This is a genomic window from Pseudolactococcus insecticola (assembly GCF_011170065.1).
Taxonomy (GTDB): Bacteria; Bacillota; Bacilli; order Lactobacillales; family Streptococcaceae; genus Pseudolactococcus; species Pseudolactococcus insecticola.
Genome location: NZ_BLLH01000001.1, coordinates 70873 through 88807, shown reverse-complemented (window position 1 = coordinate 88807; position 17935 = coordinate 70873). Strand labels below are relative to the sequence as shown.

The 17935-nt window shown below is 42.3% G+C and carries 16 protein-coding genes; 1 reads left to right on the top strand and 15 read right to left on the bottom strand.

What is annotated here, in order from left to right:
* Positions 1–16: 16 nt before the first annotated feature.
* The 12 genes from Hs20B_RS00510 to Hs20B_RS00455 all read right to left on the bottom strand — a co-directional run bounded on the left by Hs20B_RS00510 (position 17) and on the right by Hs20B_RS00455 (position 12689).
* Positions 17–2275, bottom strand: a complete 2259-nt coding sequence (locus tag Hs20B_RS00510) for a DNA internalization-related competence protein ComEC/Rec2 (RefSeq protein ID WP_228407414.1) — start codon at positions 2273–2275, stop codon at positions 17–19.
* Positions 2241–2906: a helix-hairpin-helix domain-containing protein gene (locus Hs20B_RS00505; RefSeq protein WP_172354541.1), complete on the bottom strand. Its 666-nt coding sequence runs from the start codon at positions 2904–2906 to the stop codon at positions 2241–2243. The genes Hs20B_RS00510 and Hs20B_RS00505 overlap by 35 nt, the downstream gene beginning before the upstream one ends.
* Positions 2907–2961: 55 nt before the next feature.
* Positions 2962–4200, bottom strand: a complete 1239-nt coding sequence (locus Hs20B_RS00500) for an ABC transporter permease (RefSeq protein WP_172354539.1) — start codon at positions 4198–4200, stop codon at positions 2962–2964.
* Positions 4193–5092 carry an ABC transporter ATP-binding protein gene (locus Hs20B_RS00495; RefSeq protein WP_172354537.1) on the bottom strand — a complete coding sequence of 300 codons (900 nt, stop codon included), beginning with the start codon at positions 5090–5092 and terminating at the stop codon, positions 4193–4195. The genes Hs20B_RS00500 and Hs20B_RS00495 overlap by 8 nt, the downstream gene beginning before the upstream one ends.
* 155 nt (positions 5093–5247) lie before the next feature.
* The gene (gene dnaK, locus Hs20B_RS00490; RefSeq protein ID WP_172354535.1) at positions 5248–7071 is read right to left on the bottom strand and encodes a molecular chaperone DnaK; all 1824 of its coding nucleotides are present in this window, start codon (positions 7069–7071) and stop codon (positions 5248–5250) included.
* A gap of 94 nt (positions 7072–7165) precedes the next feature.
* A complete protein-coding gene (gene grpE / locus Hs20B_RS00485; protein ID WP_172354533.1) occupies positions 7166–7720 on the bottom strand; it encodes a nucleotide exchange factor GrpE in 555 nt (184 codons plus the stop codon).
* 15 nt (positions 7721–7735) lie between these two features.
* Positions 7736–8785: a heat-inducible transcriptional repressor HrcA gene (gene hrcA, locus Hs20B_RS00480; protein ID WP_172354531.1), complete on the bottom strand. Its 1050-nt coding sequence runs from the start codon at positions 8783–8785 to the stop codon at positions 7736–7738.
* A 149-nt stretch (positions 8786–8934) separates the two neighbouring features.
* Positions 8935–9345, bottom strand: a complete 411-nt coding sequence (locus Hs20B_RS00475; protein WP_172354529.1) for a hypothetical protein — start codon at positions 9343–9345, stop codon at positions 8935–8937.
* Between the two features lie 92 nt (positions 9346–9437).
* Positions 9438–10262, bottom strand: coding sequence for a M15 family metallopeptidase (locus tag Hs20B_RS00470; RefSeq protein ID WP_172354527.1), 825 nt, complete (start codon positions 10260–10262; stop codon positions 9438–9440).
* Positions 10252–10941, bottom strand: coding sequence for a histidine phosphatase family protein (locus Hs20B_RS00465; protein WP_172354525.1), 690 nt, complete (start codon positions 10939–10941; stop codon positions 10252–10254). The genes Hs20B_RS00470 and Hs20B_RS00465 overlap by 11 nt, the downstream gene beginning before the upstream one ends.
* 86 nt (positions 10942–11027) lie before the next feature.
* Positions 11028–12365: a PFL family protein gene (locus Hs20B_RS00460; RefSeq protein ID WP_172354523.1), complete on the bottom strand. Its 1338-nt coding sequence runs from the start codon at positions 12363–12365 to the stop codon at positions 11028–11030.
* 54 nt (positions 12366–12419) lie between these two features.
* Positions 12420–12689, bottom strand: a complete 270-nt coding sequence (locus Hs20B_RS00455; RefSeq protein ID WP_172354521.1) for an ACT domain-containing protein — start codon at positions 12687–12689, stop codon at positions 12420–12422.
* Positions 12690–12873: 184 nt separating this feature from the next.
* On the opposite strand from Hs20B_RS00455, the gene Hs20B_RS00450 reads away from it, so the two are divergent.
* Positions 12874–13812 carry a UbiA family prenyltransferase gene (locus Hs20B_RS00450; protein ID WP_172354519.1) on the top strand — a complete coding sequence of 313 codons (939 nt, stop codon included), beginning with the start codon at positions 12874–12876 and terminating at the stop codon, positions 13810–13812.
* 191 nt (positions 13813–14003) lie between these two features.
* On the opposite strand, the gene Hs20B_RS00445 is transcribed toward Hs20B_RS00450, so the two are convergent.
* Genes Hs20B_RS00445 through Hs20B_RS00435 form a run of 3 tightly spaced genes read right to left on the bottom strand, consistent with a single transcriptional unit; the run spans position 14004 to position 17881 of the window.
* The gene (locus Hs20B_RS00445) at positions 14004–15623 is read right to left on the bottom strand and encodes a type I restriction-modification system subunit M (protein ID WP_172354517.1); all 1620 of its coding nucleotides are present in this window, start codon (positions 15621–15623) and stop codon (positions 14004–14006) included.
* 24 nt (positions 15624–15647) lie between these two features.
* Positions 15648–16874: a restriction endonuclease subunit S gene (locus Hs20B_RS00440; RefSeq protein ID WP_172354515.1), complete on the bottom strand. Its 1227-nt coding sequence runs from the start codon at positions 16872–16874 to the stop codon at positions 15648–15650.
* Positions 16871–17881 carry a virulence RhuM family protein gene (locus Hs20B_RS00435; RefSeq protein WP_172354513.1) on the bottom strand — a complete coding sequence of 337 codons (1011 nt, stop codon included), beginning with the start codon at positions 17879–17881 and terminating at the stop codon, positions 16871–16873. The genes Hs20B_RS00440 and Hs20B_RS00435 overlap by 4 nt, the downstream gene beginning before the upstream one ends.
* Positions 17882–17935 lie beyond the last annotated feature (54 nt).

Genomic DNA, 17935 nt, shown 5'->3' with positions numbered 1-17935 from the left:
TCTGTTTGATAACTTGCTACTTGACCGTTGCGATATGCCATGACTTGCCCTGTTTTTGAAATCTGATTGCCCCTTGTAAGTCGGTTCTGTAAGTTACAACATTGTACTTGTCAAATGTTGTCAGCGTTTCGACATTGGGGTGTTTATAGCGATTATTGATACCACAGGAAATCAGACCAATTTTGGGTGTGATGGCTTTGATAAATGCATCAGAAGAGGAGGTTTTCGAGCCGTGGTGACCTGCTTTTAGCACATCGACGTCGAGTTTCGGATAGCGTGTGAGTAGACTTGCCTCGCCTTCTTTTTCCAAATCACCTGTGAAAAGAAACTTGGTCTGATAGAGATTACCATATAGCACGATTGAATCGTTATTTTTACCGTCGCCTTGCGCCCATGGATAAAGAACTTCCAAATAGCTATCAAATATTTCCAGTTTCTGACCGACTTGCGCGACCTGGACTTTTGCGCCAGTTTGCTTGAGAATCTTGACAAAATTTGGATTCGTCAGACTACCCGGACTCGTCAGAATTATTTTGACCTTAATCTGATCAATCACAGCAAGTAAATCCCCCATATGATCCTCATCGGTATGCGTAATAACAAGGGTATCAATGCTACCGACACCCTGACTTTTCAGATAGGGAATCAAGGTGTTTGACGCATTTGGTGTGCTGCTTCTCACACGCCAGGCCTCTTCACTACCAAAAGATACACGCCCACCTGTATCAATCAATATGGTATGGCGATTAATCCTGTCCTGCAAAAAGATGCTGTCACCCTGTCCGATGTCAACCATGGTGATGCTCGATGTGACTGGATTTTTAGTGATAAAAAATAAGGCGAGTAATGGCGTCATTAAAAGTAAACGCCATTTTCGAAACCGCCAAAAATCGATCAGAAAACCTGTCAGAACAAGCATGAGTAGGAATACAATGGCTTGTGGTTTGCCCAGCACCAAAGGATAGTGTAACCAGTTATCTGTCAATTTGATCAGACTTTCAAGTAGTTGAAAACCAATATTAACCTGTGTGATCTTGAAATTTGTAAGAATTGCCAATAAGAAAATAAGTGATAGACCTGGCAGCAAAACCATGTCAAAAATCAGACTGAAAATAAAAGTCAAGATAAGCGACATGGGCTGAAAAGTATGAAAATACAGTAATAACATAGGTAAAACAGATACTGACAATACAAGACTTTCAACTGTCAAACGCTGATATTTAGGCAGCTGATCAAACCGGTCACCAAACATCGAGATGACAAAGGCAAATAAAATCGATAAAGTCCCGCCCGTTGTCAGCAAAAATTTTGGCATGATACAAAACAAGATCAGCAAGGTCAGGCTGAAATTATCCAATTTTTTGATGCCGAAATTCGCAAGGAGTTTCTGAATCAAGGCACGCATGACTGAAACTGAAAATCCTGTCAGACCAGCATATAAAATAGAAAAGGGTAGCTGAACCCCATCAACAATATCCCGTCTGACTCCAGAGCGCAAAAGCAGTTTTCGCAAAAAATCAACAAAAAATGAAACTTGCATGCCCGACAAGGCAAATAAATGCATAATCCCAAGACTCGTATAAATACTACCCATTTCGTCAAAATCCTTGCCAAGATAGCCAAACAATAGTCCTGTCATATAGGCGGACATTGGCTTAGGAAAGTTACTTTCACAAAACAAAATCGCACGTCGTCGCAGCACATGTAAATCAAAATTCTTACCCGCGGTGATGGATTTGATTGATTGAATCGTTGCAACCCTGTAAATCGACTGTGTTTTAAGATAGGCTTGATAGTCAAAACCATTAAAATTTCGTTGGGTAGCTGCTTTTTCTGTTGTCGCAACCACGCTCAAATTGACATTTGAGCTCAGACTTTTAAAATAAAGCTGCACCTCTTGTGTTGGTGCCTGATAATAGACTTGATATGTCTTACCGGCTGACCTCGCCCGAAAGCCAATCGAATCACCATTAACAGTAATCGTGTCTAATATCGGTGTAAGCTGCGCGACAGTTGGCTCGCTATTAAAATCTCGTTCTTCTTTTTTCTTTAATATGGTACAAATACTTGCGAAAACCAGCAAAATAATTCCTAGTTTCAAAACTGCTTGCCGTGTGTTTTTCGTCATAAATATCACAAACGACACACCTAGATAGGCTACCATTAGCCAGCTAAAACGCCAGATACTCAGATAGACTAGTACCGAAAAATAGGCGATGTAGATTGGGCGCACAGCCACATTAGTCCACGGTAATCGACTCTTTAAGTTTTTCAAGCGTCTTCTCCCCGAAACCTGACACTTGGCTCAGGTCCTCTATGGCCTTGAAATTACCGTTTTGCTCGCGGTAATCAATGATATCCTGCGCTTTTTTAGCGCCAATCCCACTCAGCGTTTGAAGCTGCGTCAGATCTGCCGTGTTCAGATTAACTTTTTCTGACGCACCTGCGCTTGTCCCAGTCGCATTTGCAGGTGATGTGACATTTGCTTGCGCCAGTCCGACTTCGCCTTGTGCCGCCACGTAGACTACCATTTCATCTGTCACTTTTTGGGCGAGATTGACCGACTTTGCGTCCGCCTGTGCAGTCAGCCCACCTGCCTGTAAAATAGCGTCATTCACCCTTGCACCAGCTTTGACTTGGTAAACGTTAGGATTTTTGACCGCACCTTTAACGTCTACGATCAGAAAGTCTGACGTAGTTTCCTTATCAGAACTTTGCGTTTTACCTGAACTTTCTGACGCAGTAACTGTCAGATTTTGCGCTGCAACCAGTGGCTGTGCGTCAGAAGCAGGCGTATTACTTGATGCTCCCATCAGATGTGTCACACCGAAAATGACAACTACTAAGACTACTATACCAGCACCAACTATGAGTTTCATGTGTTCCCGAATTTTTTCTTGCAACATAAAAAATCCTCCTACTTTTACATACGTAAAAATCGAGGATTTTGCTTATATCAAATTAACCACGTTTGAGATTTTTTAGATTTTTCACCAACTGCCTAATGATTTTTTCATCAGAATAACTCAACACATTTCTCGCGTAAAGCTTTTCACCAAAGATGAAGACGACAATCACACCCGCAATCTGCAAAACAACTGCAATCAGCGCCTGGGTGGTAGTCGCATACTGGATGGCTAGGCGGCTAGGCATGAGCGTGGGCGAGATAAATGGCACATAACTCAGCACGCTGATGGCCTTGTTGCCTGGTGCACTGGAAACGAGAAAGCTTGCAATATAACCAATCAAGGACAGATACATGACAGGCTGTGCGGCCTGCTGGACCTGACTTTGATCGTTGACAAGTGATGCGACAATGGCAGACAAGATGAGATAGCCAAAAACCCCCGTCACAATCATGACAAATGCGATTGCGACAAAGCTCAGATCAATGCCTTTTACCATGCCAAGCACTAATTTGACCGTATCATTTTGACCAGCAAGCAAGATAATTCCCGCAATTGCAATCAGATAAATCAGGACTTGCGTCAGCACAAGCGCTAAAATACCATAGATTTTCCCACGAAACTGAGTCTTTGCTGATGTCGCAGCAAGCAGCATTTCCATGATACGATTGGACTTTTCGTTTGCGATTTCTTGCGACATCATCCCGACATAGAGCGATACAAACATGAAGATAATGATGCCGATCGCCATAGATAGGACATGGTTAGCGGTATTTTTAGCATCGCCACCTGAGGTTTCGCCGTGAGCCGACTGCGTTTTCATGCTGAGCGTTGCCTGACGCAGCAAATCTGCAATGTTTTTTGCCGTCAGATTAAGCTTTTTCGCCCTATCAGACAGCTCTATTTGCGTCAAGACGTTGCGCAACGTCGTCTCATCAAATTTCACCGTTGTTTTTGCTGCGGTAACCAGGGTATAAGCACCATTTTTAGCCGTCAGATAACCGTCAATCTTGCCTGAATTCAGACTTTTTTTGGCTTGAGTAATGCTTGTGGCTTGTGAAATTGTCGTATCAGATAGGACTTTTCCAGTTTTCAAAACTTGGGCAATCTGCGGTTGGCTGACCACGGCAAGTTTGGCAGGATCATCATTTTTATCAGCCGTTGCAACAATCATGCTGATCAAAATCCCCAAAAATGGTACTATCAAAGGCGACACCACCATTGCCCAAAAGCCAAATGTTTTGATTCTGGTGCGGTAAACCTGTGCTGCAACGAGTTTGATCTGATTAGTCATGGCTTGCTACCTCCTTACGGAAAATCTCGTCAAGCGTGGGCGGTGCCTGCACAAAAGCAGGCATATAGCCACCATCCATCTCATAGAGCTTTTGAAAAATATCCCTGCCAAAGCTTTCGTCGGATAGGTGCAAAAGCCGCCCCTTTCCCTGTGGAACAAGCGATATGACACCGTCAAAAGCCTGTAAAATGTCGTCAGAAACAGATGTTTCCAGATAAATCTGCGTACGTCCAAAACTTTCACGAATGCCGTCAACACTGCCTTGTAAAATCGTCTTGCCATTTTTGAGCATGGTCAGATTGTCAGAAAGCGCCTCAACACCGCTCATGTTATGGCTAGAAAAGATGATTGCAGCACCGTTTGTACGAAACTGCCTGATTTCCGTCATAAGCATCTCTGTATTAACAGGATCAAGACCAGTAAAAGGCTCATCAAGGATCAGTAGCTCAGGTTGGTGTACTAACGTTGAGATGAATTGAATTTTTTGCGCATTGCCTTTTGATAAGGTCTGTACTTTGTCCGTGATGTTTCCAACAACCTCGAGCCGCTTCATCCACTGATTGAGCGCAAGCCTTGCATTGCCACGCTTCATGCCATGTAACTCGGCAAAATACAGAACCTGTTCTTCGACCGTTAATTTCTGATAAAGACCCCGTTCTTCTGGCAAAAAACCGATTTTTTGCTTGACATCTTGTGTGATTTTAGCACCATTCCAGCTGATATGACCTTGATCAGCCTTGATAAAGTCCAAAATCATCCGAAAAGTTGTTGTCTTTCCTGCACCATTTTGCCCAATCAATCCCATGATACTGCCATTTTCAACAGTCATATCCAATGCGTCAACCGCTAATTTATCACCAAATCGCTTGCTGACCGTTTTGATTTCTAACATATTTCATACCTCTTTTTAGACATATGTTTATTATATCATAATCTTCTTTTCATTCTCTCGTCATATTGACTCATTACCCGAAAAGCCCTGGATTTGACAATTTGATGACAGCATAAAAAAACAGATTTCCGAAAAAATCTGTTTTCTATCAAGACTTATTTAACTTCTTCAAAGTCACCATCAACAACGTTGTCGTCTTTTGGTGCATCAGTTGCACCTTCAGCGCCTGCTGCCGCTTGTTGATCAGCTGCTGCTTGTTCATAAAGTTTGACTGCAAGTGCTTGCGCTTTTTCGTTCAATGCGTCAAGTTTTGTTTTCAATTCTTCAAGATTATCAGCTTCTTGCGCTACTTTCAACTCATCAAGTGCTGCTTGCGTTGCGTCACGTTCAGTGTCGAAGCCTTTGCCTTCAGTTTCTTTGATTGTTTTTTCAGTTGCAAAGATCGTTGCGTCAACTTCATTTTTGAGGTCAACTTCTTCTTTACGTTTTGCATCTGCATCTGCATTTGCTTCAGCATCTTTCATCATTTTGTCAATCTCTTCGTCAGAAAGACCAGAGTTTGATTGGATGACGATGGTTTGTTCTTTTTGCGTGCCCATGTCTTTTGCTTTAACAGATACGATACCGTTTTTATCAATGTCAAATGTCACTTCAATTTGTGGGATACCACGTGGTGCAGCTGGGATGTCAGAGAGTTGGAAACGACCCAAAGTCTTGTTATCAGCAGCCATTGGACGTTCACCTTGGAGCACGTGAATGTCTACTGCCGGTTGATTATCAGCCGCAGTTGAGAAGACTTGTGATTTAGATGTTGGGATAGTCGTATTACGATCAATCAGTTTTGTGAAGACACCACCCATTGTTTCGATACCAAGTGACAATGGTGTGACATCTAGCAAGACAACATCTTTGACGTCACCTGTGATGACACCACCTTGGATGGCAGCGCCCATGGCAACGACTTCATCAGGGTTGACTGATTTATTAGGTTCTTTGGCAGTTTCTTTTTTAACCGCATCAACAACAGCAGGGATACGTGTTGAACCACCAACAAGAATCACTTCATCGATTTCGCTAGATGACAATCCTGCATCAGAAAGCGCTTGACGAACTGGTCCTTTTGTCCGTTCAACCAAATCAGCCGTGATTTCGTCAAATTTCGCACGTGTCAATGTCAACTCTAAATGAAGCGGTCCAGCATCACCAGCTGTGATAAATGGCAAGCTGATTTGCGTAGATGTCACACCTGACAAATCTTTTTTCGCTTTTTCAGCTGCATCTTTCAAACGTTGCAAAGCCATCTTGTCGCTTGAAAGGTCGATCCCGTTTTCTTTTTTAAATTCAGCGACCAAGTAGTCGATGATTTTTTGGTCAAAGTCATCCCCACCGAGTTTGTTATCCCCAGCTGTTGCAAGTACGTCAAAGACACCGTCGCCAAGTTCGAGGATAGACACGTCAAATGTCCCTCCACCAAGGTCAAATACGAGGATTTTTTCGTCTTTGTCAGTTTTGTCAAGACCATAAGCAAGTGCTGCCGCAGTTGGTTCATTGACGATACGTTCAACTTCAAGGCCAGCGATTTTACCAGCATCTTTTGTTGCTTGACGTTGTGCGTCGTTGAAGTAAGCAGGAACTGTGATGACCGCTTTTTCAACTTTTTCACCAAGATAATCTTCTGCAAAACCTTTGAGATATTGGAGAATCATAGCTGAGATTTCTTGCGGTGTATATTCTTTACCATTTGCAGCAACTTTTTCAGCTGTTCCCATTTTAGACTTGATTGAGATGATTGTCTCAGGATTTGTAACGGCTTGGCGTTTTGCTGCTTCACCGACAATGATTTCACCATTTTTAAATGACACAACTGATGGTGTCGTACGGTTGCCTTCTGGGTTAGCAATGATTTTTGCTTCGCCACCTTCAAGCACTGCAACTGCTGAGTTTGTTGTACCTAAGTCAATACCGATAATTTTAGCCATAATTTTTTACCTTCTTTTATTTTATTTGCGCTTCGCGCTTTTTTTGAGTTATATTATTAGTTTAACGACATCTCGGTCAATATTTTTTGTTTTTTTACTGTGCCACAACAACCATAGCAGGTCGCAAGATGCGGTCATGCAAGACATAGCCTTTTTGGAAGACTTGCGTGATGGTGTCAGCTTCTGCATCACTTTCAACCGTTTGAATCGCCATGTGATAGTTGTGATCCATTTTAGTTTCATTGACCACAATCTCAACTTCTGTCACGCCTTCTTCTTTGAGGGCGTTAAGCAGGCTTTCCTGCGTCATCTCAAGACCTTTTTTAACATCATCTGACAAGCCTTCAACCGCAAGGGCACGTTCTAAGTTGTCAAGACTTGGCAAGATTTTTTTCGCCAAATCTTGTGAGCGATATTTTTGCAAGGTCTGACGTTCTTCATTGCTGCGACGTTGGATATTTTGCATCTCAGCATTGGCACGCAAGTAATTGTTTTCCATGTCGTCAAGCTTTTCTTGAAGCTGCGCAAGTTCATCGATTTCTTCATCGACAATATCTTCTAGCACTTCTTCATTTTCAAGCTCGTTTTCAAGTTCCTGGTCCAATTCTTGCTCAAGTGTTTCTTCATTATTATCTTTTTTCTTAGACATATTTGCTCCTTTTTCTTAAATCATTTCATAATGGTTACCGTCAAGATAACGGTAGTAATCACTCAGTTTCATGGTCAGGATTTTGGCAATCAAGTCCATGGTCGAGACGACTTTTTGATAGTTGAGATCGACTGGCCCCATGAGCGCAAGCGTTCCGAGTCCACGATAAGGCACGACAAACTGTTGCGTCATCAGAGTAATGTTTTTTGTAATCTGATGATTTTCTGTCAACTCTGAATCAAACTTGACACTTCTCAGCGCATCGTCAGACACCATATCCCGAATCTCATGAATAATTGCTTTATCGTCCATCAAAATCTTGTATAAGGACACGACATCATCAGAGTAGCCAAGAAGATTTTGACGCCCCGCTGAAATCAAGTTTTCTTCAAACAAGTCAGCAAACACATGGTCAAATAGCTGTAAGACATCTGTCGTCACAACAAAGTATTTTTGTGCGACTTGCGGAATCTCCGTCAGAAGTGAATAATGCACGTCAAGTATTTTTTTGCCGACCAAACGCTCATCAGAGATGAATTTAAAGGTCGTCAGATCATCCAAGGTCATTGACCGTGGCAAAACGAACTGAGTCGTCTTGACAAGTCCTGTATCCATGGTCATCACGACCATTGCTGAGTGACTATCAAGCTGCACAATGTCAAACTTTGACAAGACCTGATTTTTTAAGGATACATTGAGCACAAAGCCCGAATAACCTGTCAAATCAGCCAAAGTCCGCGCCGCTTGCTGATAAAGTACATCAAGCCTATAAAACTCACCATCAAAATTTTTCATCACCTGATAAATCTCATTTTCATCGAGTTTACCTGGTTTCAGAAAGTTTTCAACAAAATACTTATAGCCCGTAACGCTAGGCACGCGACCAGATGACGTATGCTCTTTTTGGATGAAGCCAAGCTCTTCCAAATGTTTCATGTCATTTCTGATTGTCGCACTAGATGCCTTGATTGAGGCCATGAGCGCTTTAGATCCGATCGCCTTGTGATTTTGCGTGTAAAGCGACACGATTAGGTTGAGAATTTGCTGTTGCCGCTTTGTTATCACGTTTATCACCTCATTTGACTTGTGAGATTAGCACTCTTACACAGCGACTGCTAACTACATTTATTATTATATAACCTTCTGCTTTTCTTGTCAAGGAAAAAGCGCAAAAAAATTAGCACTCGTATATTCCGAGTGCTAATTTTAACTTTTTATATAAATCCGCGACTTTTAGCCGTCAGGAAAACGTTGATAGAGCTCACTACCATCACGATAAAGATGAACCAGTCAGTTGATGCGGCTCCATTTGCCCAAGCAAAATAAACGAAGTTACAAACCAGGATAAAAATGATGAACAAGAGCGCATAAATCGCAAACTTCCAAAATTTCGCTAAAAGAAAGATAAAAGCGACAAGCACAACCACATAGAGCAGAAACTGCAGATTGGTCATTGAGATGCTTGATTGCAAACGCAAAGCGTTGATGGCATTTGCAATCGTATCATAGACGACCCTGAAAATCTGCAAATTTGGCAAAATAGTGTTAATCATCTGCCAAGCTGAATAAATCAGCAGACCGACGCTCGACAAGACGACAAATGTCGGCTGTTTTCCTGAAAACATGACTGTTACTCCTATATTATCTTACTTATTACTGCTATTCTATCACAAATTACCAGCTTTGTCTTTTCCTTATTTGTCCGACGATACCTATTTCAGCCAAGCAGCGCCAGATATTCTTCCAGCGTCAGCTTGTGCGCCGTCATATACTTGGCATTTGCAACACCGACATAGCGCCAGTGCCAGTCTTCATAGTCAACGCCCGTGCTTGCACTCTTACCTTTTGGAAAGCGCAATACAAAGCCATAGTCAGGCGCGATTTTTTCAAGCTGACTAACGACACTCGGGTCACTTTCATTCAGACTATCCACCGTACTCATATCTATGGCAAGCCCCGTTTCGTGCTCAGACGCACCAGCCGGCTGCGAATACGTTTTGACGATTTTTTCCGCCTCAGCCTGCGTCGTCGCATTGCCCGCCGCAATCTCCTGATCCACATACTGCTGAAAAAGCTGCTTCTGATAGGCCACACTGCGATAGCCTGAAATCAAGTGTTCTGACGGATCAATCGCCTGAGCTGCCGCTAAGAACTGCGTCACATTTTTCGCAATCCGTGAGTCAACATAGATGCTGCCAATCTGCGTCAAATCAGGATTCATCTCCTCTTTGATGTGTGTGCGATTAACCAAAACCAACTGCCAGTCTGACGATTTACTGTCAGGCAGCCCACTTGCTTTTTGACTTTTTTTACTCTTGGTAGATGACGATTTGACTTCTGACGACTTTGCTTTTTGAGGCGTCGTTAGACTTGTCCCCACTGTTTTTGTAGCCTGTGCAGACTTATCTTTTGTCAGTGCCCGTCCCAGAAAAACACCACCAAGAATCAGCACAATCAAAATCAGTAAAACAAAGATAATCCGATCATAACGTGGCTTCTTGCTGCGGTTACGACGTGGTTTTTGTGAATAATCACTCGGCATCTAAAATCTCCCGTCCAAGCGCGCGGTAGTGCATATCCCCAATCTCACCAATGGTAAAATTGCCGTCAGAATAACTCAGGTGCGTCACAGAACCATTATCAAGGGATTGAAATTTTGGCTGATTACGATCAAGTAACTTGATAAATGTCGCGATGGTCATGCCATGGCTGACGATGACAATATTTTCAGCACCAGTCGCTTCAGCTTCTTTTGCGGCGTCAAAAAAACCATCCAAGATCCGCTTACTCAGCACTTCCCAAGGCTCAGCCCATCCAGCTGTATCCACCTCAAGCAGACCATTTGCAATATCCTGGTAAGTCAGCTCTTCTTCTGACTTGCCTTTATAGGCGTCTGTCCGTGGCAAAACACCATCAAAAAGCTCGCCGTCATAACCACCGTCAAGGCTTCCAAAACACCACTCGCGAATGCGTTTATCCATCTGATAGGGAATGTCCTCATTTTCAGAGTACTTGAGAATGAAATTCATGGTCTGAATCGTCCGACCACTGTCTGACGAGTAGGCGCGGTCAAACTGGATATTTTCCGCCGCAAATCCCAGCCCCAGCTCAGTCACACCACGTTCACCATCAGCAGTAAGCGGCGTATCAGACCAGCCTTGCGCCCGCCCAATCGTATTGAACATGGTCTTGCCATGCCGCACCAAATAGATATTTACCATAATTGTTTTGCTCCATCTTTGAAAAGGTTTTCTTTATTCTATTTTAACAAAAAAAAGCAGATTTCTCTACTTTCACTTGGCTAATCTTAGTTTTTAAACGAATGAATGGGCGCAGGAATATGCCCACCACGTGCGATAAAGGCTGCTGACGATTCTTTGTGGACCGCCATCACAGGCGCTGTACCAAGCAAACCACCAAACTCGATTTGCTCACCGACTTTACCTTTAGGAATCACACGAACAGCCGTCGTTTTCATGTTGATGACACCAATAGCCGCCTCATCAGCAATCATCGCTGAAATCGTGCTTGCAGGTGTATCACCAGGAACAGCGATCATGTCAAGACCGACGCTACAAATAGCAGTCATAGCTTCAAGTTTTTCAAGATTGAGCACACCAGCATTAACCGCTGCAATCATGCCCTCGTCCTCAGAAACTGGGATGAAAGCGCCTGACAGGCCGCCGACTTGGTTGCATGCCATGACGCCACCTTTTTTGACTTGGTCATTGAGAAGTGCAAGCGCAGCTGTCGTGCCGTGCGTGCCCACCATCTCAAGCCCCATCTCCTCAAGGATGCGGGCAACCGAGTCTCCCACAGCAGGCGTTGGTGCAAGCGACAAGTCAACGATACCAAACTCGACGCCAAGGCGCTCAGACGCCATTTTCCCGACAAGTTGTCCCATGCGTGTGACTTTGAATGCCGTTTTCTTAACAACTTCAGCAACCACGTCAAATGACTCACCACGAACTTTTTCGAGCGCACGTTTGACAACACCAGGACCAGAAACGCCGACGTTAATCACGACATCAGCTTCACCGACACCGTGAAAAGCGCCCGCCATGAACGGATTGTCTTCGACAGCATTTGCAAAAACGACGAGCTTGGCACAGCTCATATCGTCAAGTTTTGCCGCCTCAACGATAATCTCGCCAATGTCACGGACAGCATCCATATTGATGCCAGTCTTAGTTGAGCCAACATTGACCGAACTACAAACAAAGTCAGTCGCAGCAAGCGCCTTAGGCAATGAATCAATGAGGATTTTGTCGCCTTTTTGATAGCCTTTTTGTGCCAAAGCCGTGAAACCACCAATAAAGTCAATGCCGATTTCTTTCGCAGCGCGGTCAAGCGCCAGCGCAAACGGTGTGTAGTCCGTCGCATCTGTCGCAGCACCGATAATCGCAATAGGCGTCACACTAACCCGTTTATTGATGATTGGAATACCAAGCTCATCACCGATTTCATTCCCGATTTTGACCAAATCACGCGCCTTAGTCGTGATTTTTTGATAAATCTTCTCACAAGCTCGGTCAATATCGCTGTCAATACAGTCCAAGAGAGAAATCCCCATCGTAATTGTCCGAATATCCAGATTTTCCTCTTCAATCATCCGAATCGTTTCAAGAATTTGATTTTGTTCCACAGTTTTACCTTTCTGATGTCCGTTAAGCCCCTGCAATCACGCGCTGCTACTGAATTAAAGTTGGTGCATAGCTTGAAAAATCGCTTCATTCATGATCTTGATGTCCACTTTCAACTCGTCACCAAGCTCTGTCAAGTTTGCCTTAACGTCCGCAAAGTTTTTGCTTGCTTCATCAATCTCAACCACCATGTTCATCGTGAAAAAGCCATCCATGATCGTTTGTGACATATCGATAATGTTGATTTCAAGCTCACTCAAACGCGTTGAAACCCCCGCTACAATCCCTGTTTTGTCTTGACCAATCACTGTTACTATTGCGCGCATTTTCTTCTCCTTTTAGCTATTTTAGCCGATATGACGATTCTCGCCACATATTTTGATATAATGATATTACAATAAGTATAGCACATTTTCAGCGTTATTTTTAGAAAATTTCGACAAAAATATTGATTTTTAGATAAAACACACGTAAAACCCGAACATTAGACCCATAAGGAGCACCATTGTCATGTCTTTCAAGACCTTCCTCAACTTCACCCGCATCCAGACCCTGCCAGCCGCACTGCTCTCACCAATTGCCGGGCTGATTTTTTCGCTTTACTATTTCAACAGTTTTCACCTGTTGCCAACGCTCCTTTTTTTCATCGGCCTCATTGCCATTAACCTATTTGTGAGCGCCTGGAATAACCTCATGGACTACAAAAAGGCGCTCGATCCCGACTATAAGACGCACGAAAATATCCTATCCACCCGAAACATCGACCCAAAACTCGCGCTAAAAGTCTGCCTGTTGCTCCTTGCAATCGATATCATCGTTGGCATCGGCGTCGTTCTCACCACCAACCTCGCCATCCTGCCCATCGGTGCACTTTGCTTTATTATCGCCGTTTTCTACACCTTTGGTCCCTTCGCCTTCTCCCGCTTTCCGTTGGGTGAAGTGCTTGCTGGCTTTGCTGAGGGCATCTGCGGCTTTTTCTTTGGCATCTATATCAACAGCTTTGATCAGGGCTATTTTACGCTCGATTTTGCCAAATGGTTGCTGACTTTCAAAGTCGATGTCGCTACGCTCACACCGATTGCCCTTGTCGGCCTCATGTGTTTTTGCATGAACTTCAATGTCATGCTAGCAGACAATATCTGTGATCTGACCCAGGACGAGAAAAACGGCCGCCTGACCTTACCTCATTTTATTGGGATTTCTTCGGCACTAAACTTATTTGTCGGCGTCTACTGCCTTGCAAGCGCTGCTATTCTCTGTGCTATCTTCCTATCCATCCTTCCAAAAAACTGCCTACTCATGCTCCTAATCACACCGCTGATCATCAACAACATCACAAAATTCCTAAAAAAACAGGACAAAAGAGAAACTTTTATCCTGTCCGTTCACAATCTGATGATTTTTAATGGGGCGTTAGCCTTGAGTATCTTGATTGGTGTTTTGTTTTGAAGGGATTGACGCTTGATTGTGTTTTAAAATTCATTTGTAAATGAAAATTTTAAGTTTTTCGAACAAATTTCAATTATAAGTTATTTTTTAATAATAAAGCATACACAGGTTGTTGCGTCCCCAAAACTGACGCTATTCCCCAAAATTAGACTAAAGGCTGGAGGCAACCACCTAGCCTTACAGACCGCTTCCTATCGTTTTATCAACTCTAAAAAGCTACTAAGTTCGTTCTTTGCCTCGTCTGTTGTGCCCTCCAACTCCCCAAGGAGGTTAAATAAATCAGTAGTTGCCGTTTGAATTTCCTCGCGAACCTCTTTGAGTTCTTTAGCTACCTCTGGAAGCGGAACAACAACATCTTCCTCGAATGTATCTACATAACGAGGGATGTTCAGGTTATAGCCGTTTTCTTTAATTTCGTCCAAAGTTGCAACGTGAGCATACTTTTCAACGTCTTCACGATTATGATAGGTTTCAAGGATCTTAGCGATGTTTTCTTGAGTAAGCTTGTTTTGGTTCTTACCTTTTTCAAACTCGCTTGATGCATCGATGAACAAGATATCTTTGTTCTCACCGCGAGCTTCTCGCCCTTTAAATACTAAGACGCATGTTGGAATACTCGTTCCATAGAATAGGTTCGCAGGCAACCCAATGACAGTATCAAGTAAATTCTCTTTAATGATATTTTTTCGGATTTTACCTTCTGAAGCGCCACGGAATAGCACCCCGTGAGGTAATACGATGGCCATGGTTCCTTCTTTATCTAAGTGATCAAGACCATGCAATACAAAGGCATAATCTGCTTTTGAAGCTGGCGCAACACCAAAACCTTTGAAACGAGTATCTTTCTCTCGGTCAATAGTCTTGATATCCCAGGGTTGAGAATAAGGTGGGTTCGCGACCACAGCATTAAATTTCAGTGGTGTTTGAATGCCATCTTTTTCGGAAAATGGCCAGTCAGCATCCAAAGTGTTTGCACGTTTAAGTTCCATATTTCGGTAGTTAACACCGTGCATCATCAAGTTCATGCGAGCCAAGTTATAAGTTGTTGTATTTAACTCTTGACCATAGAACTCAACACTTCCTTCTTTATCACCGTTTGGCAATTCCTTTTGAACCGTAAGGAGAAGCGATCCCGATCCCATTGTCGGGTCATACACTCTAAACTGGTCGTTACTTTCTTTAACATCAAGCGTAACAAGTTTAGCTAAGATTTGGCTAACCTCATGAGGCGTATAGAATTCTCCGCCCTTTTTACCGGCATTCGCTGCAAATTGGCCAATTAAGTACTCATAGACATCGCCAAGAATATCGTGCCCAGACTCGTCTTTAAAAATGAACTCATTAATCATCAGAACAATATCATTAAGCGCTTTCGCACGTTCATTAGTACTTGAACCGAGACGACTATCTCCTAAATTGACATCTGAAAATACATTAGCAAAATCAGCTTCGGCTACCGGATTACGTTTGGCATTCTTATTGAATGAATCAAACATATCTTGGAAGTCGCTGGCTTTGATTTTATGGTTTTCGATTTTAGAAACCACTTCTTCCCATGTGTACTCTGGCACAATGGCGTAACCCAATCCACGGCTACTTTCTTCAAGGTATTCTTCACGCTCTTCTTCGTCAGTTACTGTGTAAAAATCCTCCAAGTGATTCGCTTTAAGGTAATCATATTGGTTTTCAGACAGGTAACGGTAGAACATGAACGGCAAGATATAGTTCTTGTATTCACTCGCATCCATCGTTCCTCGAAGTTTGTTGGCCATAGCCCAAAGTTTATTGGTAATTTCTGTTGTATTACTCATGTTTTCAGTTCTCCTTTGTTATTTTTATACAAACATCGCCTTAAGTAGCGATTTCTTAATTATTTTCATCAATTCCAACTCATGCTGATGAAGGGCGATAAGGTCGTCTAGTTGTTTGAAGAACGAACTGATTTTCTTTTGTTCATCGATAGCGGGAAGTTTAATTTTAATTCCCATAAAATCATCAAAGTTAATATTTAACAGTCCGTCCATTCGTGCACCAGATGAAACTAATTTCCCAAGTTCTCGGTCTGGTTGTTTAGTTGCAAAAATATACTCAAGAAATAATGGCACAGATTTATCATTTGATTTAAAACTGTGATAAACCCTTGGAACTAGAGCTTCTTCATAGTCTTTCAACTCAAAAACAACTCCATATTTTGCAAGTTTAGAATTTCCGTGATTATAAGATAATTCACTTTTAGACAAGAGAGTATAATTCTTTTGTTCTTTTCCAGCGATATTCCCGGAAAATCTATCAATCTGATTCATCCAACCATTTCCGGCAGACATTGTAAGAGTTGGTAAATCCATTCGTCCATCATTTCCGCGAACTCTATCAGTAACTTCACCTAACTTCCGCTGTTCCCAAGCGTCAGTGAATCTGTCAAAGCGGATTTCGGGTTTATCTTCGCCATCTTTCGGGAACATTTTTTCAAGCATGGCTTTTTTGATGTTGACCGTTTTGTCATACTCACGCTGATGAAGGGCGATAAGGTCGTCGAGTTTGGCGAAGAACTGCCCGATTTGGGTTTGTTCTCGTTTTGACTTAGGAAACTCAAATTTCATTTTACTAAATTCAGTCTTATTTACTATTTGCATAGTGCCTGAACTTGCAAATGATTTCATCTTCTTCGACCAAATTTCTGACATTGTGAGTAAGAAATATGAATCATTATTTTCGTTTGGAACAACTCCGTTAATCTGTTGATTAAAACTCCCGCGCACTGTCAACATTGTATTTTTTCCAATACTAGCAATACTGGTTACAAGAATTGTACCAGCTGGAACCATTCTTGATATTGATTCCCCTTGAGCAGAAAGTTTTTTGGGTGAATCCGAAATTGTTTGAGATTTAATGTCTGTTGGTGTAATCCATGGAGAACCATCTGATGAATAATTATCAGCATTTGAAGTTGGCGGGGTAGAACCAGTTACTATTTCGCCAACTTCCATTAACTTACACTGTTCCCAAGCGTCAGTAAAGCCTTTGAATCTGATAGCTGGTCCGTTTGTTGTTTTATCACTCATTTAACGCCCCCTTTCCTTGACTCTAGCTTTTTAACAAGCTTATCAAAGTCTGACGTTATTTTTTTGTGTTTATTGAATTCTTTGTATTCGCCGATTGCTTTATCTTTAGCTTTTTGGTGACTAATACATCCTGCTCCAGTCAAAATATCGTATCGGTTGAATTTTAAGAATTCGTCGATGCTAGTTGCAAAGCCCTCCATGCCAAGAAGCGTTTCATCTTCAAGCAAACGTTCAACGTAATCAAAGTATGCCGACACATTACGCTCTAGACTTTTGATTTCCTTTTCTGACAGATAGTTCTTGGCTATCATCACATCAGATTGAAGAATACGACCGTCAGGAGAGTTCTTCCAAGTAGTCAGTCCCATATTATTCTTATCGCGATCTGCGCTATCAAAAATTATTTCAGCAGCTGTCTTACCAGTTATCGCATAATGAAACTTATTTTGAACCGTTGCATAGAACCTCTTTGTAATTTCCGAATTAAGATCATAATCAAAAGAAATTTCTGCAAATACATCTGTAATTTGTTGCCAAATTCGACGTTCACTCGCTCGAATACTCCGAACTGTTTCAAGCAACTCGCGGAAATAATCTTTTCCGAAAGTGTTCTCCCCTTGTTTCATCCGCTCTACATCAATTGCGAAACCTTTTTGAATAAATTCTTTCAAAACATTTGTAGCCCAGATTCGAAACTTGGTTGCTTTTTGGGAGTTCACACGGTATCCGACTGAAATTATAGCATCCAGATTGTAATATTTAACCGCCTTCGTCTGTGTCTTCCCTTCAATCGCGCCATGTTGAGTGGTGTGTGCAATTTCCGCACATACCACTTTTTCATCCAACTCTCCAGTTTCGAAGATATTTTTCAAGTGACGGGAAATCGAAGTTCTATCCACGTCAAATAAATCTGCAATGGTTTTTTGGGTAGCCCAAATCGTTTCATCTTGGACTATAACTTGAACTTTTTCAACGTCTTCGTAGATTAAAAATTGTATCTCGTTCATCTTATCCTCCTATTTTTTATTTGTTCAGAAAATGCCTGCACCTATTAATTGTTA